Below are 21,780 nucleotides of genomic sequence, written 5' to 3' on the forward strand. Positions count from 1 at the left end.
TCATGTACCTAATTTCTTAGTGGTTTCCCCTTTACAAGCATATATTGCATCCGCTGTTGTGTTTTTGGCTCTGCTATTAGGCTTAAGAATGCTTCTCTTTCAAGATCCAATAAGTATTGTTCATCCACTTCTGTTCCATATGGGACTCTTCCACCCGCGATTACAAAGGCAATTTTCTTAGCAATCTTTAAATCATGCTCTGAAATATAACCTGATAGATACATAGCTTGAGCACCTAATAATAATGTGGCATAGCCTGTTTCACCCACTACTGGCACCTTTAGGCGTTTCGGTGGCTTATAGCCTTGTGCGTGCAAAGCAAGTACAACTTGTTTGGCGTCATACAATTGATGATCTCCGTTTACACTAATTCCGTCAGCATTACTTAAGAAATTATTTTGTTTCGCTTCATCACCAGATGTTGATACCTTTGCCAAAGCAATGGTTTCAAACACTTTATTCGCCACTTTTTGTAAGTCAAAATCAACGTCATTAGGCATATTCTTTAAATGCTTAATGTATAACTCTTTATTGCCTCCACCACCAGGAAGTAACCCGACTCCACATTCAACAAGTCCCATATAGGTTTCCATCGTTGCTTGGATGTGTGAAGATGGCATACATACTTCCGATCCGCCGCCAAGTGTCATTGCAAATGGAGCTGTAACGACTGGTTTAGGACTGTACTTAATTTTCATCATCGCTTTTTGGAATTGTCTTACAACCATATCTAGTTCAAAGAAGTTATCATCTTGTGCTTCCATCAGCATTAAAGCTAAATTCGCACCGACACAGAAATTCTTTCCTTGGTTACCGATAACCAAACCTTTATAATTTTTTTCCACTTCATCAATAGAGAAGTTAATCATTTGGAGGATATCAAGTCCGATTGCATTGTTAGGTGAATGGAATTCAAGCAATGCAACCCCATCCCCTAAATCAATTAAACTACCGCCTGAATTTTTCTTAATGAGTTTCCCTTGGTTTTTTAACTGCTTTAAATTGATTACTTTTGGATTTTGTTCATCTTTTTTATATTCTCCTAAGTGGTAAAAATAAGTTCCATCTTCAGTTTCTTTATAAAAAGAGGTGAGTCCATTATTTAACATATCCTCAATCCAAGACGGTACGGATAATCCTTCTTGCTTCATCTTTGCAACTGATTTTTCAACTCCAATTGCATCCCATATTTCAAATGGACCTTGCTTCCAGCCAAAACCCCATTTCATTGCATTGTCAATTGAAACAATATCATCCGAAATGACATTGACTAATTCTGCTGAATAAATCAGAACTGGAGCAAAAATATTCCATAATAAGGTGCCTGCTTTATCTCCGGCATAAACAAGCGCTTTCATTTTGCCACTTAATCCTTTAACTTGCTTCACCATTTCTAGAGAAGGAGAGGATAGTTTTCTTCTTTCTACATAATCGAATGTATTCGGATCAAGTTCTAAAATCTCTTTCCCTTTTTTCAAATAAAAACCTTGACCACTCTTACTTCCTAACCAGCCATTTTCAAACATTTTTTTCATAAAGTCTGGAACTTCAAAGACTTCTTTTTCTTTACCTTCTACTTGCTCATGGACATTGTTTGCCACATGAATAAAAGTATCTAGCCCAACAACATCCAATGTTCTAAATGTGGCACTCTTTGGACGGCCGATTAATGGACCTGTGATAGAATCAACTTCCCCAACACTGTAGCCGCCTTTCAGCATTTCCCGCACAGTGACGAGTAATCCGTACGTTCCAATACGATTTCCAATAAAGTTTGGAGTATCCTTTGCAAGTACGACACCTTTACCGAGCTCGTCTTCGCCAAACGCCTTCATAAATCGTGTAACATTTGGATCAGTATGTTTTGTCGGAATAATTTCAAGGAGCTTCAAATACCTAGGCGGATTAAAAAAATGTGTTCCAAGAAAATGCTTCTGAAAATCCTCTGAGCGATTTTCAGCCATTGCTTCGACAGATATACCCGAAGTATTTGAACTGACAATGCTGCCTGGTTTCCGATATTTATCAACCTGTTCAAACACTTTTTTCTTAATCTCAAGCTTTTCTACAACAACCTCGATAACCCAATCAACTTCTGACAGTTTATTTAAGTCATCCTCTAAATTTCCTGCTTGTATGAGTCCAAGATTATCTTTACTTGTTAGCGGTGCAGGTTTTTGCTTTAGTAATTTTTTCAATGCAAGGTCACTAAAACGATTTCGAACTACCTTATCCTCTAGAGTCAAGCCATTTTTTGTTTCTTCCTCTGTCAATTCTTTGGGCACGATATCCAATAGCAATGTTGGAATACCAATATTCGCTAAATGTGCGGCAATTCCAGATCCCATAACACCAGAACCTAAAACAGCTGCTTTTTTAATGCTGTAACTCAATGCTATTTCCTCCTTCAATGCCTTTTTGAATGAACACTCATTCATTTTTATTGTAAAAAAATATCTCATGAATGAAATTACTACTTATAATATAAATGATTTTTTTCCAACTATCAATTATTAATCTCTAAAAATGATAAATTTTCTAAAAATATTTTGTAACCGGATAATAACCTTCAGATGGGAAAATCTATACCTATCAATGGAGGTGAAACGAATTGGCAAAGCGCAAAAAAGATCCATCCAAAGCTGGTGTAAGTGCCGCTAGTGTGAAAGGAAATGCTGGACCTACTGTTGAAGCTGACGGTGGCGGAAAAGTGAACAGCCAAAACAATCAATTTAAAAAATAAAAGAACAAAGGACCCTCAAATTTCGACTGAGGGTTTTTCATTGTATGAAAAAGAACGATCATCCACACAAATATTCTATCCTTTATCAAACTCCCAATTTCATATATTCTAATTATAAAATAGAAAAACTTAGAAGGTGTTTTTTTGTTAGAAGAGAACCTCGCTAAAAAAATTGTACAAGAAGTTCGTAAACTTTTAAATGAAGAAATTGTGGTGATGGATACTGAAGGGATCATCATTGCAAGTACAAATATCAATCGAATGGGTACTTTTCATGAAGGTGCACTGATAACATGTAAAAGAAAGGAAAAGCTGATCATTACAAAAGAAGATGAAGTTCACCTAACGGGAGTGAAGGCTGGTATTAATTTACCGATTTGCTTTGGCCAAAGCGTTGTTGGTGTGATCGGTATTACCGGGAATCCGGAGAAGGTGTTACTCTATGCTGAGCTGCTAAGAAAAATGACAGAGCTTCTTATCCAAGAAAGCATATATAAAGAAGAAATAAGTCGTGAAAAACGAACGATTGAAGCATTTGTATTTGATTGGATTGAATTAAGAGAATGGGATACAGCCTTTTATAATCGGGCAGATCTGCTAGGCATAAATCTTAAGGTTCCTAGACTCGTTATCATGATAAAGGTGCTTCCATACACTCATACCGTTTTTGACTTTTCTTCGAAATGGTCGAATACCCTGCATACTAATGACCTCCTCATAAATTGGGGAAATGATCGATTATTATTATTACTTGATGCAACATCGGACATTGATCATAAACATCTAAAGCAAAAACTATCCGAGTGGAAAAATAAAATGGAACAAGCCAATGATTTCACCTTAACATTTGGAATTGGAACAATTGTCCACCCTCTTGATCTAAAAAAATCCTTTTTAAAAGCTGAACGTGCCCTCCATGCTATTACCGAGAAGAACTGGATTGTTTTTGATGATGAGCTCACACTTGAAATGATCATAGAGGACTTACGAATGGATACGAAAAAGGAATTTGTGGGGCGGACAATAGGTCCATTGTTAAAAGATAGCGAATTAATGCATACAATAAGAATTCTATTTGAAAAGAACAACTCATTAAAGGAAACGGCAGAACACTTACATATTCATATTAACACTTTGCATTACCGACTTAAAAAAATTGAGGAGCTCACGAAACTTAATCCGAAAAACATAAAGGATCAATCTATTTTATATTTGGGAATCATTATTTTGGATCAATATACAAAATAACTTCATTTTAGAGATATTTTTTTGTTTTAAAACACATAGCTGGGGGAACTCGCTTTTTTTTATACTATAAATAATCAAACTTATTGAAATTGTTCGGAAGGAGGACATATATGTTATCTCAAATAGTTAAAGACCAACTCATATCGATTGTTGGTGTGGAAAATGTTGATGATTCAAAAGCTGGCAGATTAGTATATTCATATGATGCAACCCCACAATTTCAGTCCATGCCAGATATCGTTGTTTCACCAAGAAACACAAATGAAATATCTGATATTGTAAAGCTTTGCGGTGAACACAAAATCCCTATTGTCCCTAGAGGATCCGGTACGAATCTTTGTGCAGGTACATGTCCAACTGAGGGAGGACTTGTCTTATTATTTAAGCATATGAATCAAATTTTGGAAATTGACGAGGAAAATTTAACGATTACAGTTCAGCCAGGGATCATCACACTTGATATGATTCATGCAGTTGAGGAGAAAGGATTATTTTATCCACCTGATCCCAGCTCAATGAAAATTTCTACAATCGGTGGGAACCTTAATGAAAATTCTGGAGGCCTCCGCGGTCTAAAATATGGTGTCACAAGGGATTATGTTCTGGCCCTAGAAATTGTTCTTCCAAATGGGGATATTATTCGAACAGGCGGTAAATTAGCTAAAGATGTTGCAGGCTATGATTTAACAAGGCTTTTTGTAGGTTCAGAAGGAACACTCGGAATTATTACCGAAGCTACATTTAAATTAATTCCTATGCCGGAAACAAAGAAAACGATGTTAGCTCTTTTTCAAGATTTAGAGGCAGCCGCTCGGTCTGTATCGAAAATTATTGCAAATAAAATTATTCCTGCAACCCTTGAATTTTTAGATCAGCCTACATTAATCGCAGTTGAAGATTTCGCTAAGATTGGGTTACCTACTAATGTAAAAGCTGTACTTTTAATTGAGCAAGATGGGAGCAGCGATGTTGTAAATAAAGATATGGAAAAAATGGCCGCGATTTGTTTAGAAGAAAGCGCCGAATCTGTTCAGGTTGCTAAATCAAGAGAAGAAGCAGATGCACTAAGTTCAGCAAGACGAGCAGCCCTTTCCGCTTTAGCCAGGCTAAAACCTACAACTATATTAGAAGATGCGACTGTCCCCCGCTCTGAAATAGCGAAAATGGTTCAAGCAATTAATGAAATTGCCGAAAAGTATGATGTGAATATTTGTACATTTGGCCATGCCGGTGATGGGAATTTACACCCAACATGCCCTACTGATGTACGGAATCACGAAGAAATCGAACGTGTTGAAAAAGCTTTCGCTGAAATTTTTTCAAAAGCAATTGAGTTGGGTGGTACGATTACAGGGGAACATGGTGTCGGTGTCATGAAGGCACCTTATCTCGAGTGGAAGCTCGGAAAAGAAGGAATTGCTGCGATGAAGGCCATAAAGTCTAGCTTTGATCCATTAAATATAATGAATCCTGGTAAAGTATTTGCTAAAGAAAGTCGAAAACGTGTGGTGGTAACAAGATGACAACTTTATCAGAACAAGAAAAAATTCAACAAGGGTTTGTTGAACGAATGGATGAAGACGAATTATTAAATTGTATGCGATGTGGTTTTTGCTTGCCTGCTTGCCCAACGTATATCGAGTCGGGATTTCAAGAAATTCATTCCCCACGTGGTCGTATCGCTTTAATGAAAGCGGTTAAGGACGGGATAATCGAACCGGATGAGGATGTTGAACGATCATTAAGCCTATGTCTTGGCTGCAGAGCCTGTGAACCAGTTTGTCCATCAGGTGTGAAATATGGTCATTTATTAGAGGAAGCTAGAGATATTATTCAACAAAATAAAAAGCAATCCATTCCAGTACAAACTTTACGAAAAACCGTTTTTGATGGCCTATTTCCACATCAAAATCGTATGCAGACAGTAACGGGATTACTCGGATTTTATCAACGATCTGGTCTTCAAACATTAACAAGGAAGATTGGCTTTATGAAGCTGTTTCCAGAAAGTTTGGCTACCATGGAAAAAGTATTGCCACGCGTTCCAAAAATAAAAGTGATGAAAAATCGTCCAGATTATCTTCCTGCTGAAACTAAGAGGACGAAAAAAGTAGCCTTTTTTACTGGGTGTCTAATGGATACGATGTTTTTAGAAACGAATAATGCCACTCTCAAATTATTACAAAAAGCCGGATGTGAAATTGTCATTCCGAAAACACAAATTTGCTGTGGTGCACTACATGGTCACAGCGGTGAAAAAGCGAAAGCGATTGAAATGGCTAAACGTAATATAGAAGCATTCGAAAATACAGATGCTGATTTTATTATTACGAACGCTGGAGGATGCGGAGCCTTCCTTATTGATTATGACCATTTGTTAAAAAATGATTTCGACTGGTACCCACGGGCGAAAGCATTTAAAGAAAAATTAAAAGATATTACCCAAATCTTAGTCGAGTTAGATTTTCATAAAAATATTCCGCTCCATTTACCAGAGCAAATCATCACATATCAGGATTCTTGTCATTTGAGGAATGTAATGAAGACATTCGATGCACCAAGAACATTGCTTCATTCCATTTCTGGGGTGGATTTCCGTGAAATGAAAGAAGCTGATCGCTGCTGTGGATCAGCTGGAATTTATAATATCGTTGAGTCCGACATGTCAATGAAAATATTAGACAGTAAAATGAAAAATGCTAAAGCAACCAAGGCTACAACGATTGTTACCGCTAATCCAGGTTGTTTATTACAAATGAAGCTCGGAATTGAACGGGAAGGCTTATCACATCAAGTGAGAGCGGTTCATATTGTGGATTTGTTATTGGAAGCAGTTAACTATTAAGAAAAGATTTTATTTAAAATGTGAGGGTGGCCTCAAACAAGTGTTAGACACTTATTGGTCCACCCCTCTTATTATGAAATTAGAGCCGCTTCTTTTTTCATCTTTTTCTTAAAAGTAACGAGGGATAAAAGGATTCCAAGTTCATAAAGCAATATAAGTGGAGCCAGCACTAGCAGTTGACTAATAAAATCCGGTGGTGTAATCAAAGCAGAGATTACTGCTAATAAAAGATACGCATATTTACGTATTTGCTTTAATTTTGTTGGCGATAGGATTCCAATTGATGTTAAAAAAACCATAACAATTGGTAATTCAAACAAAAAACCTAGTGAAAGAGTGGATGTAAGCAGAAAAAGAAAGTATTCCCTTGCAGTTATAAGTACATCAAACGATTTTTCTCCAATTTTTATTAAAAACTTAAATAAAACTGGGAAGACAATAAAATAACCAAAGGCTGCCCCTGTGAAGAAACTCAAAGATATAGCTGGAACATATGTTAATGTGATTCGGCTTTCTGTTGGAGTTAAACCTGGCTTAACAAATTTCCATAATTGATAACCTATAAAAGGAGTGGTCAACCCTAGTGCTAAAGCACCTGATACACCAGTATAAAAACGAATCACATCCAAAGGCCCCATCAAAACGATTTTGTACCCATTTGCGAGCATTGGCAAAACCTTTGGCATATAAATGAGAAAAACGACAAACATAACCGTAAAGAAAACAACTGACTGTAATAAAATTCTACGTAATTCGGTAAAATGCTCTAATGCTGTTTCCTCATTTTCTACTCTTGTTGTTTGGAGATCATCTGCCAATATTACCATCTCCTTAAGCCTTTATAAGTATCATCCATTTGGATGATTCTCATTTTTAGTTGTTTTTTCTCCCACTTCTTCATCACTCATAATGTTATTTGCCGTACGCTTAAATTCTGATAGCGTTTTACCAAACGCTGATCCTATTTCTGGGAGTTTCTTTGGTCCAAATATGATTAATGTAATGACTAAAATAATAATTAATCCTGGTATGCCAATATTTGATAGCATCTATATTCATCCCTTCAAGCGGCTAAACTAATGAACCGCCTTTTTTATGGTATTTTAATATTCCTTCTGCAGCTCTATAAGCTAATGCCCCCACTGTCCCGGTCGGATTATATCCAGAGTTATGAGGAAATGCAGATGCACCAATAACAAATAAATTGTCTACATCCCACATTTGCAAATAATTGTTTACAACTGAAGTATCAGGATTATCCCCCATGATCACTCCTCCTGTATTATGGGTAGATTGGTAAGAAGTAATTTCATAGGGTCCCAATTCTTTTAATGAATCTACATGATTTGCACCCATTTCTTTTAATATATCTCCACATTTATTTGCCAAAAATACAGCTAGATTTTGATCTTGATCTTCGAAATCAAAGGTGATTCGAAGGAGTGGATCCCCATACGCATCTTTATAGGTTGGATCAAGATCAAGAAAATGATGTTGGAATGGCATAGATGAACCTTGTGATCCTACTGATAAATATTTATTTGCATATTTGATCGATGTTTTTTTGAAATCCTTTCCCCAGGTAGGTGTTCCAGATGGAACGGCATTATTCTGAATGGGGCGCATCCCGGACTGATTGTATTGAATCATCCCTCCATGAATAAAGTTTAGCTTGGAATGGTCAAAATTATCACCATTATAATCATCTACCGTTATTCCTAGCGCACCTGCACCTGCAAATGTATTAAACTCTTTATCATCAAAAAATCCGACTGCACTGCCTTTTGCCACTTGATAGGCATAATTTTTTCCAATGACTCCTGTACCAGTACTAGGATTATATGGACGTCCGATATTTGACATCAACAATAAACGTGCATTATTAAAAACATAGCTTGTCAGAACTACAATATCTGCTGGCTGCTCAACATCTTCGCCTGTCGTTACATCTGTATACATCACACCTGTTGCTTTATTGCCGGTACGCAAAATTCTTCTAACATTCGAATGAGTTCTGATTTCGAATTTTCCCGTCTTGTTAGCAACTGGAATAACCGTAACTACTGGATCTGCTTTTGCACCGTACTCACATCCAAATCTTTCACAATAACCACAATATTGACAGGCAGCTCTTGTAATACCATCCGGATTGGTATATGACTCGGTTAAGTTTGCAGACGGAACTACATATGGGTGCAGCTTTAATTTCTTTGCTGCCGCTTCAAAATCTTTCATTTGCGGTGATTTTTTCATCGCAGGCGTTGGATATTTATCAGAGCGCTTTCCACCTAAAGGATTCTCTTCTCCGGAAATACCAGCTATTTTTTCAAAACGATCAAAATAAGGTTCAAGTTCATCATATGTGATCCCCCAATCCTGAATCGTCATTCCTTTTGGAATTTTATCCTTACCATATTTCTCAATCGTTTTACTGCGGATTTGAAAATCATAAGGAAGAAATCGAAAGGTTTGTCCATTCCAATGGACTCCAGCACCGCCTAGACCATCACCGAGTAAAAAGGAGCCATACTGTCTCATCGGAAGAGCTCTAATCCTTTCATTTCCTCTAAAGGTAATCGTTTCTTTCGATAAATCCTGCATTAACTCATACCTTAGGGCATACCTTAATTCATCATGAACCATAAAATAGTCTTCTGTTTTTCTTTCTTTTCCTCTTTCTAATCCCACTACATTTAATCCCTTTTTAGTCAGTTCAGAAGCGATAATCCCTCCTGCCCAACCAACTCCGACAATAACAACGTCCACTTTCGGTAATTTTTTTGCCACAGTATCACCCCTTTTATGAATGTGCTATATGGTCACGAAGACTTTGTGGTGCAATTTTTTGATATCCTTTTTCAATAATCTCAGTATATGCCATTTGATTACCTGGATAATTTTTCATTTTCCAGCCATTCATATTCATGTTTCCACCATATAATGGATCACTATAAACACCTTCAAGTGTATTGCTTCGAAGCATATTGAAAAATCCACTAGGGGAAATCGTTGTGATATTTACTTTATCTCCTTCAAAATCTTTAAGGATCTCATCCTGCTCATCTCCAGAAAGATCGGAAAACTTTTTCTTATATTTATCCATACTGTGATTTTGAATTTCTTGTAAAGCAATATCAAAAATCTCCCGACGCTTTAAACGCCCTTGATAACCTTGTACTTTCTCACCTTTATAAAACGGTGCCTGCATATAATCTCTTGAATTAAATCCCCAGTCACCAGCTAGCTGATGATCGATAAAAAAGGCGACTCCTAAAGATTTTGCACCTGGACCATTTTCATCTTCTGGAAAAATTCTTTCAGTTGCCGCTTGAACAATATTAAATTGCTCTTGAGTAAAATACATCAACGCCTGATTAAAATTTTCAGCTTTTGAAGTGGCAACCTTGGTAGGATTCGTGATATTTTTTGTTCTGTTTCCAAAAGGGATAAGACTGCCGACTACACCACCTACAGCAACTCCTCCTACAACATAGCCAGTATTTTTAAGAAATCTTCTTCGTGAAAGTGATTCTGGACTCTCGTTTTTTGTATCATTAACCAACTGGTCCACCTCCTGAAAAATTATCCATGAAAAAATTTTTGTCGATAACAATCGATTTATACCGACATTCATGGTGTTTTTTGTTAATATGTCCCCTAAAATATCCACTCATACATAAAACTATTTTGGGAATGATAATTTTGTAATCATTACTTAGGAGGTTAAAAATCAATGAATCTAACATTAAACAGATGCCTAGTCCCTTTTATTGGTGTTCTCCTTTTCTTATCTGCTTGTACTAGTCAACAAGGGGCAAATAGTAGACAACAAGGAATAAATACTGCAAAACATCCTATGAATATGTCAACAAATGGTCAAATGAATGTGTCAACCACAAATGATCGAAGTGTTGATGTGATCCCGAGTGTGGATCGAACAAAGAAATTGACTACAAATCAGCACGGAAATATAACAAGTGGATTAGGTTCGAATGTTTATAGTTTAATCGGCAGCTCTAGTCTTCATGATGGAGGGATATCCTCACATTTAGAATCACGTTTATCTGGTGAAGGAATACCGGGTATTAAAGTGTTTGTACTTGATGACACAATTATTTTGGCAAGGGCAAAACATGAAACGACATCTACTCACTATGACAACATGCAGAAAGAAGTATTAAGCGGGACGAAAGGTTCATCCAACATAGGTGGAAAAAAAACTGGTGTGCGAAACATTAATACAAATGTAGATGACAACTTAGATCATGCGAAAAGAATAATGAAGGATGCATTTGATGGTCATGTTCAAATTCTAACCATAACCAATAAAAGAGCACCGGATTTAATCGATAAAATCAAATCTAACTTAAAAGATCAAACGCCTTCTTATAGTCAATTATCCAATGACATTAATACACTTATTCAAATGACCAAAGAAAAAAGCTGATGGGAGTCCATTAGCTTTTTTAGGCTTTGTTAAACAATGTTTTCAGTTCTAATAAAGCCTTTCTTTAGAAAACACTATATTTCCTTGCCTTCATTGTTTTACATACTTTACGTATTTTTGGAAAAGATATTTTTAATTGCAACATATATTTTTTTTTACAAATAAAACCCTGGATCGTATACATTCAGAACGTTTTACTTCGTAAAAAAACGATCCACGCATACCATACAGGTGATTTTACCAACAATAACCTATAACAAAGCCTTTACAATCCAGCATACCGAAATAATGAGGGACGATCATGAACTTATTTAAAAGAAGAAAAAAAGCGCAAAAACAACAGCAACAGCAGATGTCATCTGCAGAAAGTTCCAAACCGAAATCACAGGAAATTAAAGAAGCAAAATATATAAATAGTAAGACAAATGCCCATTTTTCCTTGAAGTTTGTTTCAACAGTAGTTGATGAGGAAATTATTCAAAATAATATTCTGCCATATTTATTAGAAGAAACATTTATTCTTATTGAGGATATAAAAAAAATCCTCCCTATTGCAGATGTACAAATTTCAACAGATTTTTCACAAATTGAACAAAAAATTTATAATGGCTATGTTTTATTAAAAATAGAAACAGAAGCCGAAAAAATTGCGTTTGTTTCCGCACAAAAAGAGGTCTCTCGTCAAGTTAGTGCACCAGAAATAGAATTTAGTGTTATTGGTCCCAAAGAAGCTTTTATAGAACCGCTTGATCAAAATTTAAACATGGTAAGGAAACGAATACCAATAAAAGAGTTGCAAATTGAAGAACTAACAGTTGGAAAATTATCTAAAACTAAAGTAGCCGTTCTTTATATAGAGGGAATTGTCGATCAAACTAACGTACAAACCGTTAGACAGAGATTAGATGCAATCGATTTTGATCAAATAAGCGACAGTTCGTTTATTGAACAGATTATTGCTGATAACCCTACTTCACCTTTCCCACAATTTATTGATACGGAAAGACCGGATCGAGCTTCAGCTGTACTTACTCAAGGAAAAGTGGTCATGCTTGTGGATGGTTCCCCTCATGCATTAATTGGACCGACTACATTAGTTGAGTCATTTGTATCCTTTGAGGATTATTACATCAATTGGATTATGGCTTCTTTTTTTAGGGTATTAAGAATATTCTCGGTATTGTTCTCTATTTTAATCACACCTGTATATGTAGCTGCTTTAACGTATCATTATCAAATGGTTCCCAGGGCAGTAATGGCAACTTTAATTAGTTCTAGGCAAGGAGTACCTTTACCCCCAATCTTAGAAGCACTAATTCTTGAAATAACTATTGAGCTTTTACGGGAAGCTGGAGCAAGACTGCCAACGAAAATTGGTCAAACAATTGGTATCGTGGGTGGAATCGTTATTGGAACAGCATCAGTTGAAGCTGGCTTAACAAGTAATGTTTTATTAATTTTTGTTGCCCTAGCTGCTTTGGCTTCCTTTACGACTCCAATCTATAAAATCGGTAATACTATTCGTTTTATTCGTTTTCCATTTTTAATATTTGCTCAAATGTGGGGATTGCTTGGGATTGTATTTTGTTTTTGCTTCTTACTTACCCATCTGATTCGGTTATCATCATTAGGAAGACCGTATTTAGAACCAATTTATCCTCCGAGAATAAAAGACCTTAAGGATACGATTATTCGACTTGGTTTTAATAAAAATGTAACGCGCCCACAATATTTACGAACAAATGATACGACGCGTTATCCCCCAATAGATGGTAAACGGAAAATTGATATAGATGAATAATATTAACATCAGCTCCTATCTATATAATTTCGGAGGATTCAACTATGCAGACAATACCTGAAAACCGAAAAATTTCACCATCTCTCGTTTTTTTCACGATCCATGGAATGCAATTCGGTATCGGTGTATTAGGTTTTCAGCGAATTATTGCACAAACTGCTGGGTATGATTCTTGGATTTCCATCATAATTGCTGGTATTGGTACAGGGATGATCATGTGGATGATTTTTAAGATATTAGAGATTGGAAAGCAAGATCTTGGTGAAAATCACCAATTTGTATTTGGGAAATGGATTGGAGCACTCTTCAACACCTTCTTTATTCTTTATTTTACACTTTATGTCATTACCATTATTAGAAACTATATTGAAATTGTACAAGTCTGGATGTTTGAAGATTTAAATATTTTTTTATTCGCTCTCTTGTTCTTATTGCTCTGTATCTATATTGTAAATGGAGGATTTAGAACGGTAACAGGTATGATGTTTTTCAGTGTTGCCCTTCCATCCTATTTAATCATTTTGTTCGGATTTACCATACCATTTGCTGACTTTCGTCACTTTTTGCCGCTTTTTGATCATTCAACGAAAGAGATCATTACTGCTTCTAAACAAATGTCTCTAACCTATATAGGCTATGAAACATTTCTTGTATACTCACCCTTTGTTAAGGATCAGCAAAAATCAAAAAAGTGGGCATATGGGAGTATTCTAGTTTCTTCCCTTATGTTTTTATATACTGCAGTCATTTCCTTTGCTTACTATACAGAAGAGCAAATACAAAAATATATTTGGGCAACATTAACTACATGGAAAATCGTACAGCTGCCTATTGTTGAACGATTTGAATATATTGGGATTGCCAATTGGTGTTTAATTATTTTACCCAATACGTCCCTTGCCTTATGGTGCGGAAGCCGTATGATAAAAAATACCTTTAAAATCTCCCAAAGAAAAGGAGTTCTATTAATAAGTGTTATCTCCCTTATAATCGTTCCCTTTTTTAAAACCCGTAATCAAATCAATAAATTAAGCTACCTGTTGGGAAATATTGGTTTTTTAGTAGATTATATATATATTCCCTCACTTTTAATCCTTATTTGGCTTGTAAAGAAGGTGAAGAAAAAGCATGAAAAAAATACTTGTTTTTAGTTTTTCTTTGATAGTATTATCTGGATGTGTACAGCAGCAAATTATCGATAAGTTAAATATTGAAACAGCACAAGGTTATGACTTAGCTGAAAATAATAATATAAAAGGGACCGTCCTTTATCCACAGTATCTTCCCGACAAAAGCGTCCAAAACCAAACGTTATCTACTATCGATAAGACAAGCCGTGACATACTCTCAGATTTAGAGAGAAATTCAAATAAGCCGCTTGTAACAGGAGGCTTACAAGTAGTCATCCTTGGAGACAGCTTTGCAAAGAAAGGCTTAGCAAAACTGATTGATTCTTTGGAGCGTGATCCTAATATCGGATCGAGAATGCTATTAGCCGTCACAGACTCAAGTGCAGAAGAAATATTACAGGGCGAATATGGATATGAGGGAAATGGGACATATATCAGTGATTTACTCAAGCATAATATGAAGTTCCGTGATGTTCCGAAAATGAATGTGCATTTATTCGCATCATATTATGTACAAAAAGGAAAAGATGCATTTTTACCGATCATCCAAAAAATAGATAATAATCGATTAAAAATAACGGGCATGGCTCTTTTTAAGAATGATATATTTGTAAAAAGAATCAATGAAAATCGTATGTTTTATTTTAAATTACTAGTAGATAGGTACAGTGAAGGAACTCAGATTGTTCAAATGGGGAAAAAACAAGCAGTCGTCAGAAGCATCCGTTCGCACAATAAAATCAAAGTAAACAAGAAAAAATCCCCTCAAGAAATTATTATCAAAATAAAAGTTAATGCAGTCTTACGTGAGTATTCTGGGAAAAAGGCAACACCTAAAATAATTTATAAAATTTCAAAACAAATGGAAGGAGACATAAAAAAAGAAAGTTTACACATGTTAAAAGAGTTCCAAAAAAGAGGCATTGATCCTGTAGGAATTGGACAAAATGTAAAAATTCACACTAAAAACTTTGATTTTAAAAAATGGAAAGGTCAATACAAAAATGTTACATTTAAAGTCATCCCTAAGGTAACCATTATGGAAAGTGGAACTATAGAATAAGTAGTGAAGTAGTGATACGGTGCAAACCACACAATAAATTATTAAATAAAAAATGAAAGAGCTTGTAGAGAAGGTTAGACAACTTCTCTACAAGCTCTTTTATTTTTCTGACCCAAACATATATTTTTTTTGATGATATCGTATAGAGAAAATCAAGCCTATTGCAAACATATTCCCCATTAGCGAGCTTCCGCCATAGCTAATCAATGGTAATGGTATACCTGTAATTGGCAGCAAGCCTATCGTCATCCCTATATTTTCAACAACATGGAAGGTAATCATTGCAATTACTCCAGCACATATATAAGAATAGAAATCATTTTTAGTTTCTAAGCTCGCTTTTGTAATATGATAAATGAGCATAAAAAATAAACTAACAACGATACTCCCACCAATGAAACCAAAGTTTTCGCCAATCATACTGAAGATAAAGTCTGTTTGCCTCTCAGGTATATCTACTTCACTAATGTTATACCCTTTCCCAAGAGTTTGTCCTGACCCAATAGCAAGAAGTGAATTGATTAACTGAAACCCAGCATCACTTTTATACTCATAAGGATTAAGCCATGAATAAATACGATTAAATTGATAAGTTTTTACATGTAAGTATTTTTCTAATATATCCGGCATCCAAACTACGAAATAAATAACTAGTCCCGCTATTAAGCTGCCCCCGCCAAAAATCGGAAGAATTAATTTCCACGTAATCCCAGACACAAAGATAATACCTAGTAAAATTGAAACAACTACTAGAGCTGTGCCTAAGTCAGGCTGCTGCATAATCAAGGCCAATGGGAGCATAGTAATTAAACCAAGCTTAATTAATAACCAAAAGTCCGTTTTTAGCGTTTTAATAAGATATTTATCATGATGTTCCACAATTGTTCTCGCTAATGCTAATATGACGAAAACCTTCACGATCTCAGAAGGTTGAAAGGTTCCCATGAATGGGACGGTAAACCAACTTTTTTGTCCCTTTGTGACATGGGCGATACTATCTGGTGCAATTATCAAAAATCCTAATAGTACAATTCCAAAACCATAAAGATACCAAGTCAATTTTTTCAATTGATCTGAATCAAAAAAAATAGTAACAACGATGATACCAGTACCGACAATATACCAGATCACTTGTTTTAAAACATAGTTTTGATCTAATTGTCCTGTTTTTTGTGCACTATAAATAGAAATTAAACTAACTAGACACATTAACATCAATGTTAGCACGAGACCATAATCTATTCTTGAAGCTTTCCTTGTCTGAGAAGTCATACTTTCCACGTCTCCTAAGTTAAATCTATGGCTTTGTTAATATTTATTGTTGATTAATTCACCTGTATGATATTCGTGAAGCAATTTCTTTACGCAGTAAAACTAGCTGAACGAATATCATACAGGGTTTTATTAGAAACTAAAACATGTTTAACAAAGCCAAATCTAATATGATCAAACAGTAAATATGTAAACCTAAAATCTCATATTATCATTATACTGAATCATGTCAATGGTACAAAGAACAATTTGTTCCAAGATTTCGCAGTCTAAGTTTTTTTCTTTTATAAGTTCAAATAATTGAATGAAGCTTAAGTTCTTAATACAATACTAATAGTACCTTAAATCAAACTTGGTACCCAAGATATAATGAATTTACAAAGTCACTTATTTGGAGGGTTTATAATTTATGGAAGAGATTAAGTCAATTGAAGCATTTGAAGAGATTATTTCTAATACAGATCCGGTTATTATTAAGTTTTTTGCTGGATGGTGTCCAGATTGTACGCGATTAAATATGTTCATTGATGATATTATCAATGATTACGATCAATATAAATGGTTTGAAATTAATCGTGATAATTTCCCTGAACTTGCGGAGAAATATAATGTTATGGGAATTCCGAGCTTATTAATTTATCAAAACGGTGAAAAAACAGCCCATCTACATAGTGCAAATGCAAAAAGTCCTGAACAAGTTCGCGAGTTTCTTGATGAACAATAAGAAAAGCGGAAGAAGCTTGCTCATCGGCGTACGGATGAGTGAAATTTGAAGTGCCAATTTCACCTTCGTAGTCTTCGACTGAGATAAAGGAAACCGTGCTGAGGTAGTTCACGAGCTCATGTTGACTTATCATAGGGAGAATACGGAGAAATCCGCTAGCCGATAGGCGCTGGAGCTAGACACAGCAAACACTTTTCATGTCTAATATCATTAGTAAATTTTATACTTTCTTAACTTTTAAAAATAGACCCTTGGTGAATGTCACCAAGGGGATTATTTTTTTACTTTCAAAGTAATTCAATATTCAAGAGATTTGAGATTTCTTTAAGATATAATTCCGTCTCCTTAAACCCTTTGAAATGAGAAAGCATCCCTTGAAAAATATACGGCTTTATTTCATTATTTTTACTTTCATTCATTAAAAACTGAATAACTTCTAGTAATTCCTCTTTCTTGTTTTTTTGAATATTCATTTGGTTAACAGCTTCTACCATTGATCCGAGTGAATTTTGAACTTGCTCAAGCGCTGATTGTTTTTGAACCATTGTTTTAGATAAGAATTGATCAATCTTACTCCCCTTTAATATCGGTTCCTCATGACCTTCCAAAAACCCCCGCACCATATCATCTACTCGTTTCATAATGAACTCTGATAAAAGCTTTATATCAATTGTGAATCCATCAAAGACTGTTATCTTTATATAGGAACTCTTTATTCCTTCGCATGTTAAAATCATGTCACAAATATAAGGTCTAATCTTCTCACCATATATCGAAAAAAGATTTCTTTCTGTATTTTTCATAGCTTCGATTGTTTGACTTTCTAAATATTGGCGAAGTTCCTTATTAATAGACTGATTTTGCTCGCGAAAATACATGACAATAAAATCTCGATGTTCAACAAAAAACTCAAACTGACCTATTATTTGCTTTTTCATAATTTCACGAGGAGGCAATTTCTCTTTCTGTATTTTTTGCATCCTTTGATCAATTATTTCATAATAATATTGAAAAATAGCGAGAAGAAGCTCTTCTTTTGATGAAAAGTAATTATAAAATGCCCCTTTTGAAATTCCATATTCACTTACAATATCTTGAACAGATGTTGATTGGTATCCTTTTTCAGCAAAAAGCTTAATTGCACACTCAATCATTTCCTTCCTTCTTTGTTTCATGCAGATTCCTCCAAAAAGCAAATATAGAAAATGACCAGTCAGTCATTCGTCTACTATGTTCACTATTTATACATATTTATTATTATATAATTCACTTGCAATAAGATGACCAGTCGTTTATATTTTATATTGTTATGACTAACCAGTCAACAGAACAAAAGGAGTGAATCTATTGAATCAAATTATTAATTTTTGTATTAAAAATAAATTTGCTGTTTGGTTATTGACCATTATCATTACTGTCGCAGGTTTGTATTCGGGATTAAACATGAAAATGGAAACTATCCCAAATATCAATATGCCAGTTGTCATGGTATCCACCGTATATCCAGGTGCAACCCCACAGGAAGTAGCTGATAAGGTATCAAAGCCTATCGAACAAAGAATCAAGAACTTAACCGGTGTAGAAACGGTAAACTCTACTTCTTCTCAAAATGTATCATCTATTCAAATTCAATATAATTTTGATAAGGACATGGATAAAGCACAACAAGAAGTAAAGGAAGCGATAGATTCAATCGAACTTCCAGACCAAGCAAATAAATCCAATGTTTCGCGTTTGAATTTGAATGACTTTCCAATTCTATCATTAAGTATTTCAAACAAAAAACAATCCGCTGAGGAATTAACAAAAACTATTGAACAGGATATTGTTCCAGAATTAGAAGGAATCGAAGGAGTTTCTCGTGTACAAGTTTCTGGACAATATGTAAAAGAAGTAAATATCAAATTTGATAGCAAGAAAATGAGTAATTTAGGCCTAACAGAAGATACGGTTAAACAATTAATTCAAGGTTCTAATGTATCGATTCCTTTAGGTTTAATCACTTTTGATGACAAACAGAAATCCGTTGTTGTCGATGGCAATATCGCCACATTGGATGACTTAAAAAACCTTGAAATACCAGTAACACCATCACAAAATAGTATGCAAAATCAAGGAACACCTCAAATGGGAAACCAATCCCCATCAACAGGTGTTGGAATCCCAACAGTTAAGCTGAAAGATATTGCTAAAATTGAATTGGTTGGAAAGCATGAATCGATTTCAAAAACGAATGGTGAAGACTCAATCGGAGTTCAAATCACAAAAGCTTCTGATGCAAATACGGTAGATGTTGCTAATAAAGTAACAGAGAAGCTAAATGTTCTAAAAAAAGATCATAAAGGACTAAAAACAGTCACTATGTTCGATCAAGCAACACCAATCAAAGACTCTGTTAACACGATGTTAAACAAGGCGATTATAGGTGCTGTTTTTGCGGTAGTGATTATCCTTTTATTCTTAAAAAATATTAAATCAACTATTATCTCTGTCATTTCGATCCCTCTTTCACTGCTCATTGCTATATTAGCATTGAAACAAATGGATATTTCATTAAATATTATGACTCTAGGAGCAATGACGGTAGCCATTGGTCGAGTAGTTGATGATTCAATCGTAGTTATCGAAAATATTTATCGAAGAATGTCCCTACCGAATGAAAAATTAAAAGGTAGTACATTAATTAGAGAAGCAACAAAAGAAATGTTTAAACCAATTCTGTCATCAACAATCGTAACGATTGCTGTATTTTTGCCTTTAGGATTAGTGAAGGGAACTGTAGGCGAATTATTTTTACCATTTGCTTTAACTATGGTGTTTGCTTTACTTGCATCCTTGCTTGTTGCGATTACGATAGTGCCAATGTTTGCGCATACTCTTTTCAAACGTGGTGTAAAGATATCATCTCACCAAAAAGAACATGGCAAACTTGCCAACTCATATAAAAAGGTGCTAAATTGGTCTTTAAATCACAAATTGATCACGTTTGGTCTAGCCATTTTATTATTAATCGGAAGTCTTTTCTTAATCCCAGCAATTGGGGTAAGCTTCCTCCCATCAGATGAACAAAAAATGATCATAGCAACATATAACCCTGAGCCAGGAGAAACTCTTGATAATGTTGAGAAAATAACAGAAAAAGCTGAGAAATATTTAGAAGATCGCAAAGGTGTCAAAAATATTCAATATACATTAGGTCAAAGCGATCCAATGGGATTCGGAAATAGTAATTCAGCTTTGTTCTATATTGAATATGATAAAGACACAAAAAACTTTGACAAAGAACCCGAAAAAGTGATTAAAGATCTTCAAGGATTAACTGATAAGGGTGAATGGAAATCACAGGATTTTGCTTCCTCAGGTTCCAGTAACTCACTTGAACTTCTTGTCTATGGGGATAACCTTGATGATATTAAACCAGTAGTTAATGATGTCAAGGGAATAATGGAAAAAAAGAAATCCTTAAAAAATGTAGATACAAGTCTATCACAAGCATATGATGAATACACATTAGTCGCTGATCAAAGCAAACTAAGTAAACTTGGTCTAACCGCAGGCCAAATTGGTATGCAATTGAGTCAAGTTGGCGAAAGCCCTGTCTTAACAACCATTAAAAAAGACGGAAAAGAACTAAATGTCTATGTTCAAGTTGATAAGAAAGATTATAAGAATATATCTGACCTAACAAATACGAAAATAAAATCACCATTAGGTGTTGAAGTAAAACTAGACGATGTGATGAAAACAAAAACAGGTGAATCCCCTGATTCCATTACAAGAAAAGACGGTCGTATATACGCTAGTGTCAGCGGAGACATAATCAGCAAGGACGTTTCTAAGGTTTCTACTGATATTCAAAAGAAAGTAAAAGATTTAGACCTTCCTAGTAATGTAAAAGTTTCTATGGGAGGGGTAACCCAGGATATTAATGAATCCTTTACACAGCTTGGTTTAGCCATGCTAGCTGCTATAGCAATTGTTTACCTTGTACTGGTGATCACATTTGGCGGAGGACTTGCACCATTTGCCGTTTTATTCTCTCTACCATTTACGATTATCGGTGGATTACTGGCATTATTGATTACAAAAGAAACATTAAGTATTTCATCGATGATTGGTGCGCTTATGTTAATCGGTATTGTTGTCACAAACGCAATCGTTTTAATTGACCGTGTTATTCATAAACAAAATGAGGGTCTGTCCACTCGTGAAGCTCTACTCGAAGCAGGAGCAACCCGACTTCGTCCAATCTTGATGACTGCACTCGCAACAGTAGGTGCCCTTCTTCCATTAGCCTTTGGCTTTGAAGGTGGAGGCTTAATTTCAAAAGGACTTGGAGTTACCGTTATTGGAGGATTAACTAGTTCAACCTTATTAACCTTGTTAATCGTTCCGATTGTATATGAGTTCTTAATGAAATTTAAGAAGAAAAAGAAGGTCATTGAAGAATAATATTTTGACCCTATCTCGTGAGTCGAGATAGGGTCTTTTTATCGAACGACAGGAC

The 21,780-nt window shown here is 35.1% G+C and carries 17 protein-coding genes; 10 read left to right on the top strand and 7 right to left on the bottom strand.

The features are described 5' to 3' along the window. Window positions 1-8: 8 nt before the first annotated feature. Entirely contained in the window at window positions 9-2,393 is a 2,385-nt protein-coding gene (locus ACQKP0_RS18720; RefSeq protein ID WP_427407355.1) for a 3-hydroxyacyl-CoA dehydrogenase NAD-binding domain-containing protein, read from the bottom strand. Window positions 2,394-2,611: 218 nt separating this feature from the next. On the opposite strand from ACQKP0_RS18720, the gene ACQKP0_RS18725 reads away from it, so the two are divergent. The 4 genes from ACQKP0_RS18725 (at window position 2,612) to ACQKP0_RS18740 (ending at window position 6,836) form a co-directional block, all read left to right on the top strand. Next, window positions 2,612-2,743: a YuzL family protein gene (locus ACQKP0_RS18725; protein ID WP_427407356.1), complete on the top strand. Its 132-nt coding sequence runs from the start codon at window positions 2,612-2,614 to the stop codon at window positions 2,741-2,743. A 144-nt stretch (window positions 2,744-2,887) separates the two neighbouring features. After that, entirely contained in the window at window positions 2,888-3,991 is a 1,104-nt protein-coding gene (locus ACQKP0_RS18730) for a CdaR family transcriptional regulator (protein ID WP_427407357.1), read from the top strand. A 110-nt stretch (window positions 3,992-4,101) separates the two neighbouring features. Next, window positions 4,102-5,514 carry a glycolate oxidase subunit GlcD gene (glcD, locus tag ACQKP0_RS18735; RefSeq protein ID WP_427407358.1) on the top strand — a complete coding sequence of 471 codons (1,413 nt, stop codon included), beginning with the start codon at window positions 4,102-4,104 and terminating at the stop codon, window positions 5,512-5,514. Continuing rightward, complete coding sequence (locus ACQKP0_RS18740; RefSeq protein WP_427407359.1) at window positions 5,511-6,836, top strand: (Fe-S)-binding protein; 1,326 nt, start codon at window positions 5,511-5,513, stop codon at window positions 6,834-6,836. Before glcD ends, ACQKP0_RS18740 begins: the two co-directional genes overlap by 4 nt. A 71-nt stretch (window positions 6,837-6,907) precedes the next feature. On the opposite strand, the gene tatC is transcribed toward ACQKP0_RS18740, so the two are convergent. Genes tatC through ACQKP0_RS18760 form a run of 4 tightly spaced genes read right to left on the bottom strand, consistent with a single transcriptional unit; the run spans window position 6,908 to window position 10,398 of the window. Continuing rightward, on the bottom strand, window positions 6,908-7,654 hold the full coding sequence (gene tatC / locus ACQKP0_RS18745) for a twin-arginine translocase subunit TatC (RefSeq protein ID WP_427407360.1): 747 nt from the start codon (window positions 7,652-7,654) through the stop codon (window positions 6,908-6,910). 30 nt (window positions 7,655-7,684) lie between these two features. Next, window positions 7,685-7,885, bottom strand: coding sequence for a twin-arginine translocase TatA/TatE family subunit (tatA, locus tag ACQKP0_RS18750; RefSeq protein WP_427407361.1), 201 nt, complete (start codon window positions 7,883-7,885; stop codon window positions 7,685-7,687). A gap of 22 nt (window positions 7,886-7,907) precedes the next feature. After that, window positions 7,908-9,623 carry a GMC family oxidoreductase gene (locus ACQKP0_RS18755; protein ID WP_427407362.1) on the bottom strand — a complete coding sequence of 572 codons (1,716 nt, stop codon included), beginning with the start codon at window positions 9,621-9,623 and terminating at the stop codon, window positions 7,908-7,910. 13 nt (window positions 9,624-9,636) lie between these two features. Then, a complete protein-coding gene (locus tag ACQKP0_RS18760; RefSeq protein ID WP_427407363.1) occupies window positions 9,637-10,398 on the bottom strand; it encodes a gluconate 2-dehydrogenase subunit 3 family protein in 762 nt (253 codons plus the stop codon). A gap of 171 nt (window positions 10,399-10,569) precedes the next feature. Between ACQKP0_RS18760 and ACQKP0_RS18765 the strand changes: the two genes are divergently transcribed. From ACQKP0_RS18765 to ACQKP0_RS18780, 4 genes are all read left to right on the top strand, one after another. Further along, window positions 10,570-11,283, top strand: a complete 714-nt coding sequence (locus ACQKP0_RS18765) for a hypothetical protein (protein WP_427407364.1) — start codon at window positions 10,570-10,572, stop codon at window positions 11,281-11,283. 301 nt (window positions 11,284-11,584) lie between these two features. Then, the gene (locus ACQKP0_RS18770) at window positions 11,585-13,084 is read left to right on the top strand and encodes a spore germination protein (protein WP_427407365.1); all 1,500 of its coding nucleotides are present in this window, start codon (window positions 11,585-11,587) and stop codon (window positions 13,082-13,084) included. A 44-nt stretch (window positions 13,085-13,128) separates the two neighbouring features. Then, the gene (locus tag ACQKP0_RS18775) at window positions 13,129-14,235 is read left to right on the top strand and encodes a GerAB/ArcD/ProY family transporter (RefSeq protein WP_427407366.1); all 1,107 of its coding nucleotides are present in this window, start codon (window positions 13,129-13,131) and stop codon (window positions 14,233-14,235) included. Further along, window positions 14,213-15,277 carry a Ger(x)C family spore germination protein gene (locus ACQKP0_RS18780; protein WP_427407367.1) on the top strand — a complete coding sequence of 355 codons (1,065 nt, stop codon included), beginning with the start codon at window positions 14,213-14,215 and terminating at the stop codon, window positions 15,275-15,277. Before ACQKP0_RS18775 ends, ACQKP0_RS18780 begins: the two co-directional genes overlap by 23 nt. A gap of 99 nt (window positions 15,278-15,376) precedes the next feature. Here the strand turns inward: ACQKP0_RS18780 and ACQKP0_RS18785 are convergent, their stop codons facing one another. Continuing rightward, window positions 15,377-16,549 (bottom strand): FtsW/RodA/SpoVE family cell cycle protein, encoded by a 1,173-nt coding sequence (locus ACQKP0_RS18785; RefSeq protein WP_427407368.1) that lies wholly within the window; start codon window positions 16,547-16,549, stop codon window positions 15,377-15,379. A 409-nt stretch (window positions 16,550-16,958) separates the two neighbouring features. On the opposite strand from ACQKP0_RS18785, the gene ACQKP0_RS18790 reads away from it, so the two are divergent. Continuing rightward, window positions 16,959-17,273, top strand: a complete 315-nt coding sequence (locus ACQKP0_RS18790) for a thioredoxin family protein (protein WP_427407369.1) — start codon at window positions 16,959-16,961, stop codon at window positions 17,271-17,273. A 287-nt stretch (window positions 17,274-17,560) separates the two neighbouring features. Here ACQKP0_RS18790 and ACQKP0_RS18795 read toward each other — a convergent pair whose 3' ends face one another. Then, on the bottom strand, window positions 17,561-18,448 hold the full coding sequence (locus tag ACQKP0_RS18795) for a TetR/AcrR family transcriptional regulator (RefSeq protein WP_427407370.1): 888 nt from the start codon (window positions 18,446-18,448) through the stop codon (window positions 17,561-17,563). A 172-nt stretch (window positions 18,449-18,620) separates the two neighbouring features. Between ACQKP0_RS18795 and ACQKP0_RS18800 the strand changes: the two genes are divergently transcribed. Continuing rightward, window positions 18,621-21,725 carry an efflux RND transporter permease subunit gene (locus ACQKP0_RS18800; protein ID WP_427407371.1) on the top strand — a complete coding sequence of 1,035 codons (3,105 nt, stop codon included), beginning with the start codon at window positions 18,621-18,623 and terminating at the stop codon, window positions 21,723-21,725. The last annotated feature ends 55 nt before the right edge of the window (window positions 21,726-21,780 follow it).

This window comes from Heyndrickxia sp. NPDC080065, from assembly GCF_050281185.1.
Taxonomy (GTDB): domain Bacteria; phylum Bacillota; class Bacilli; order Bacillales; family Bacillaceae_C; genus Heyndrickxia.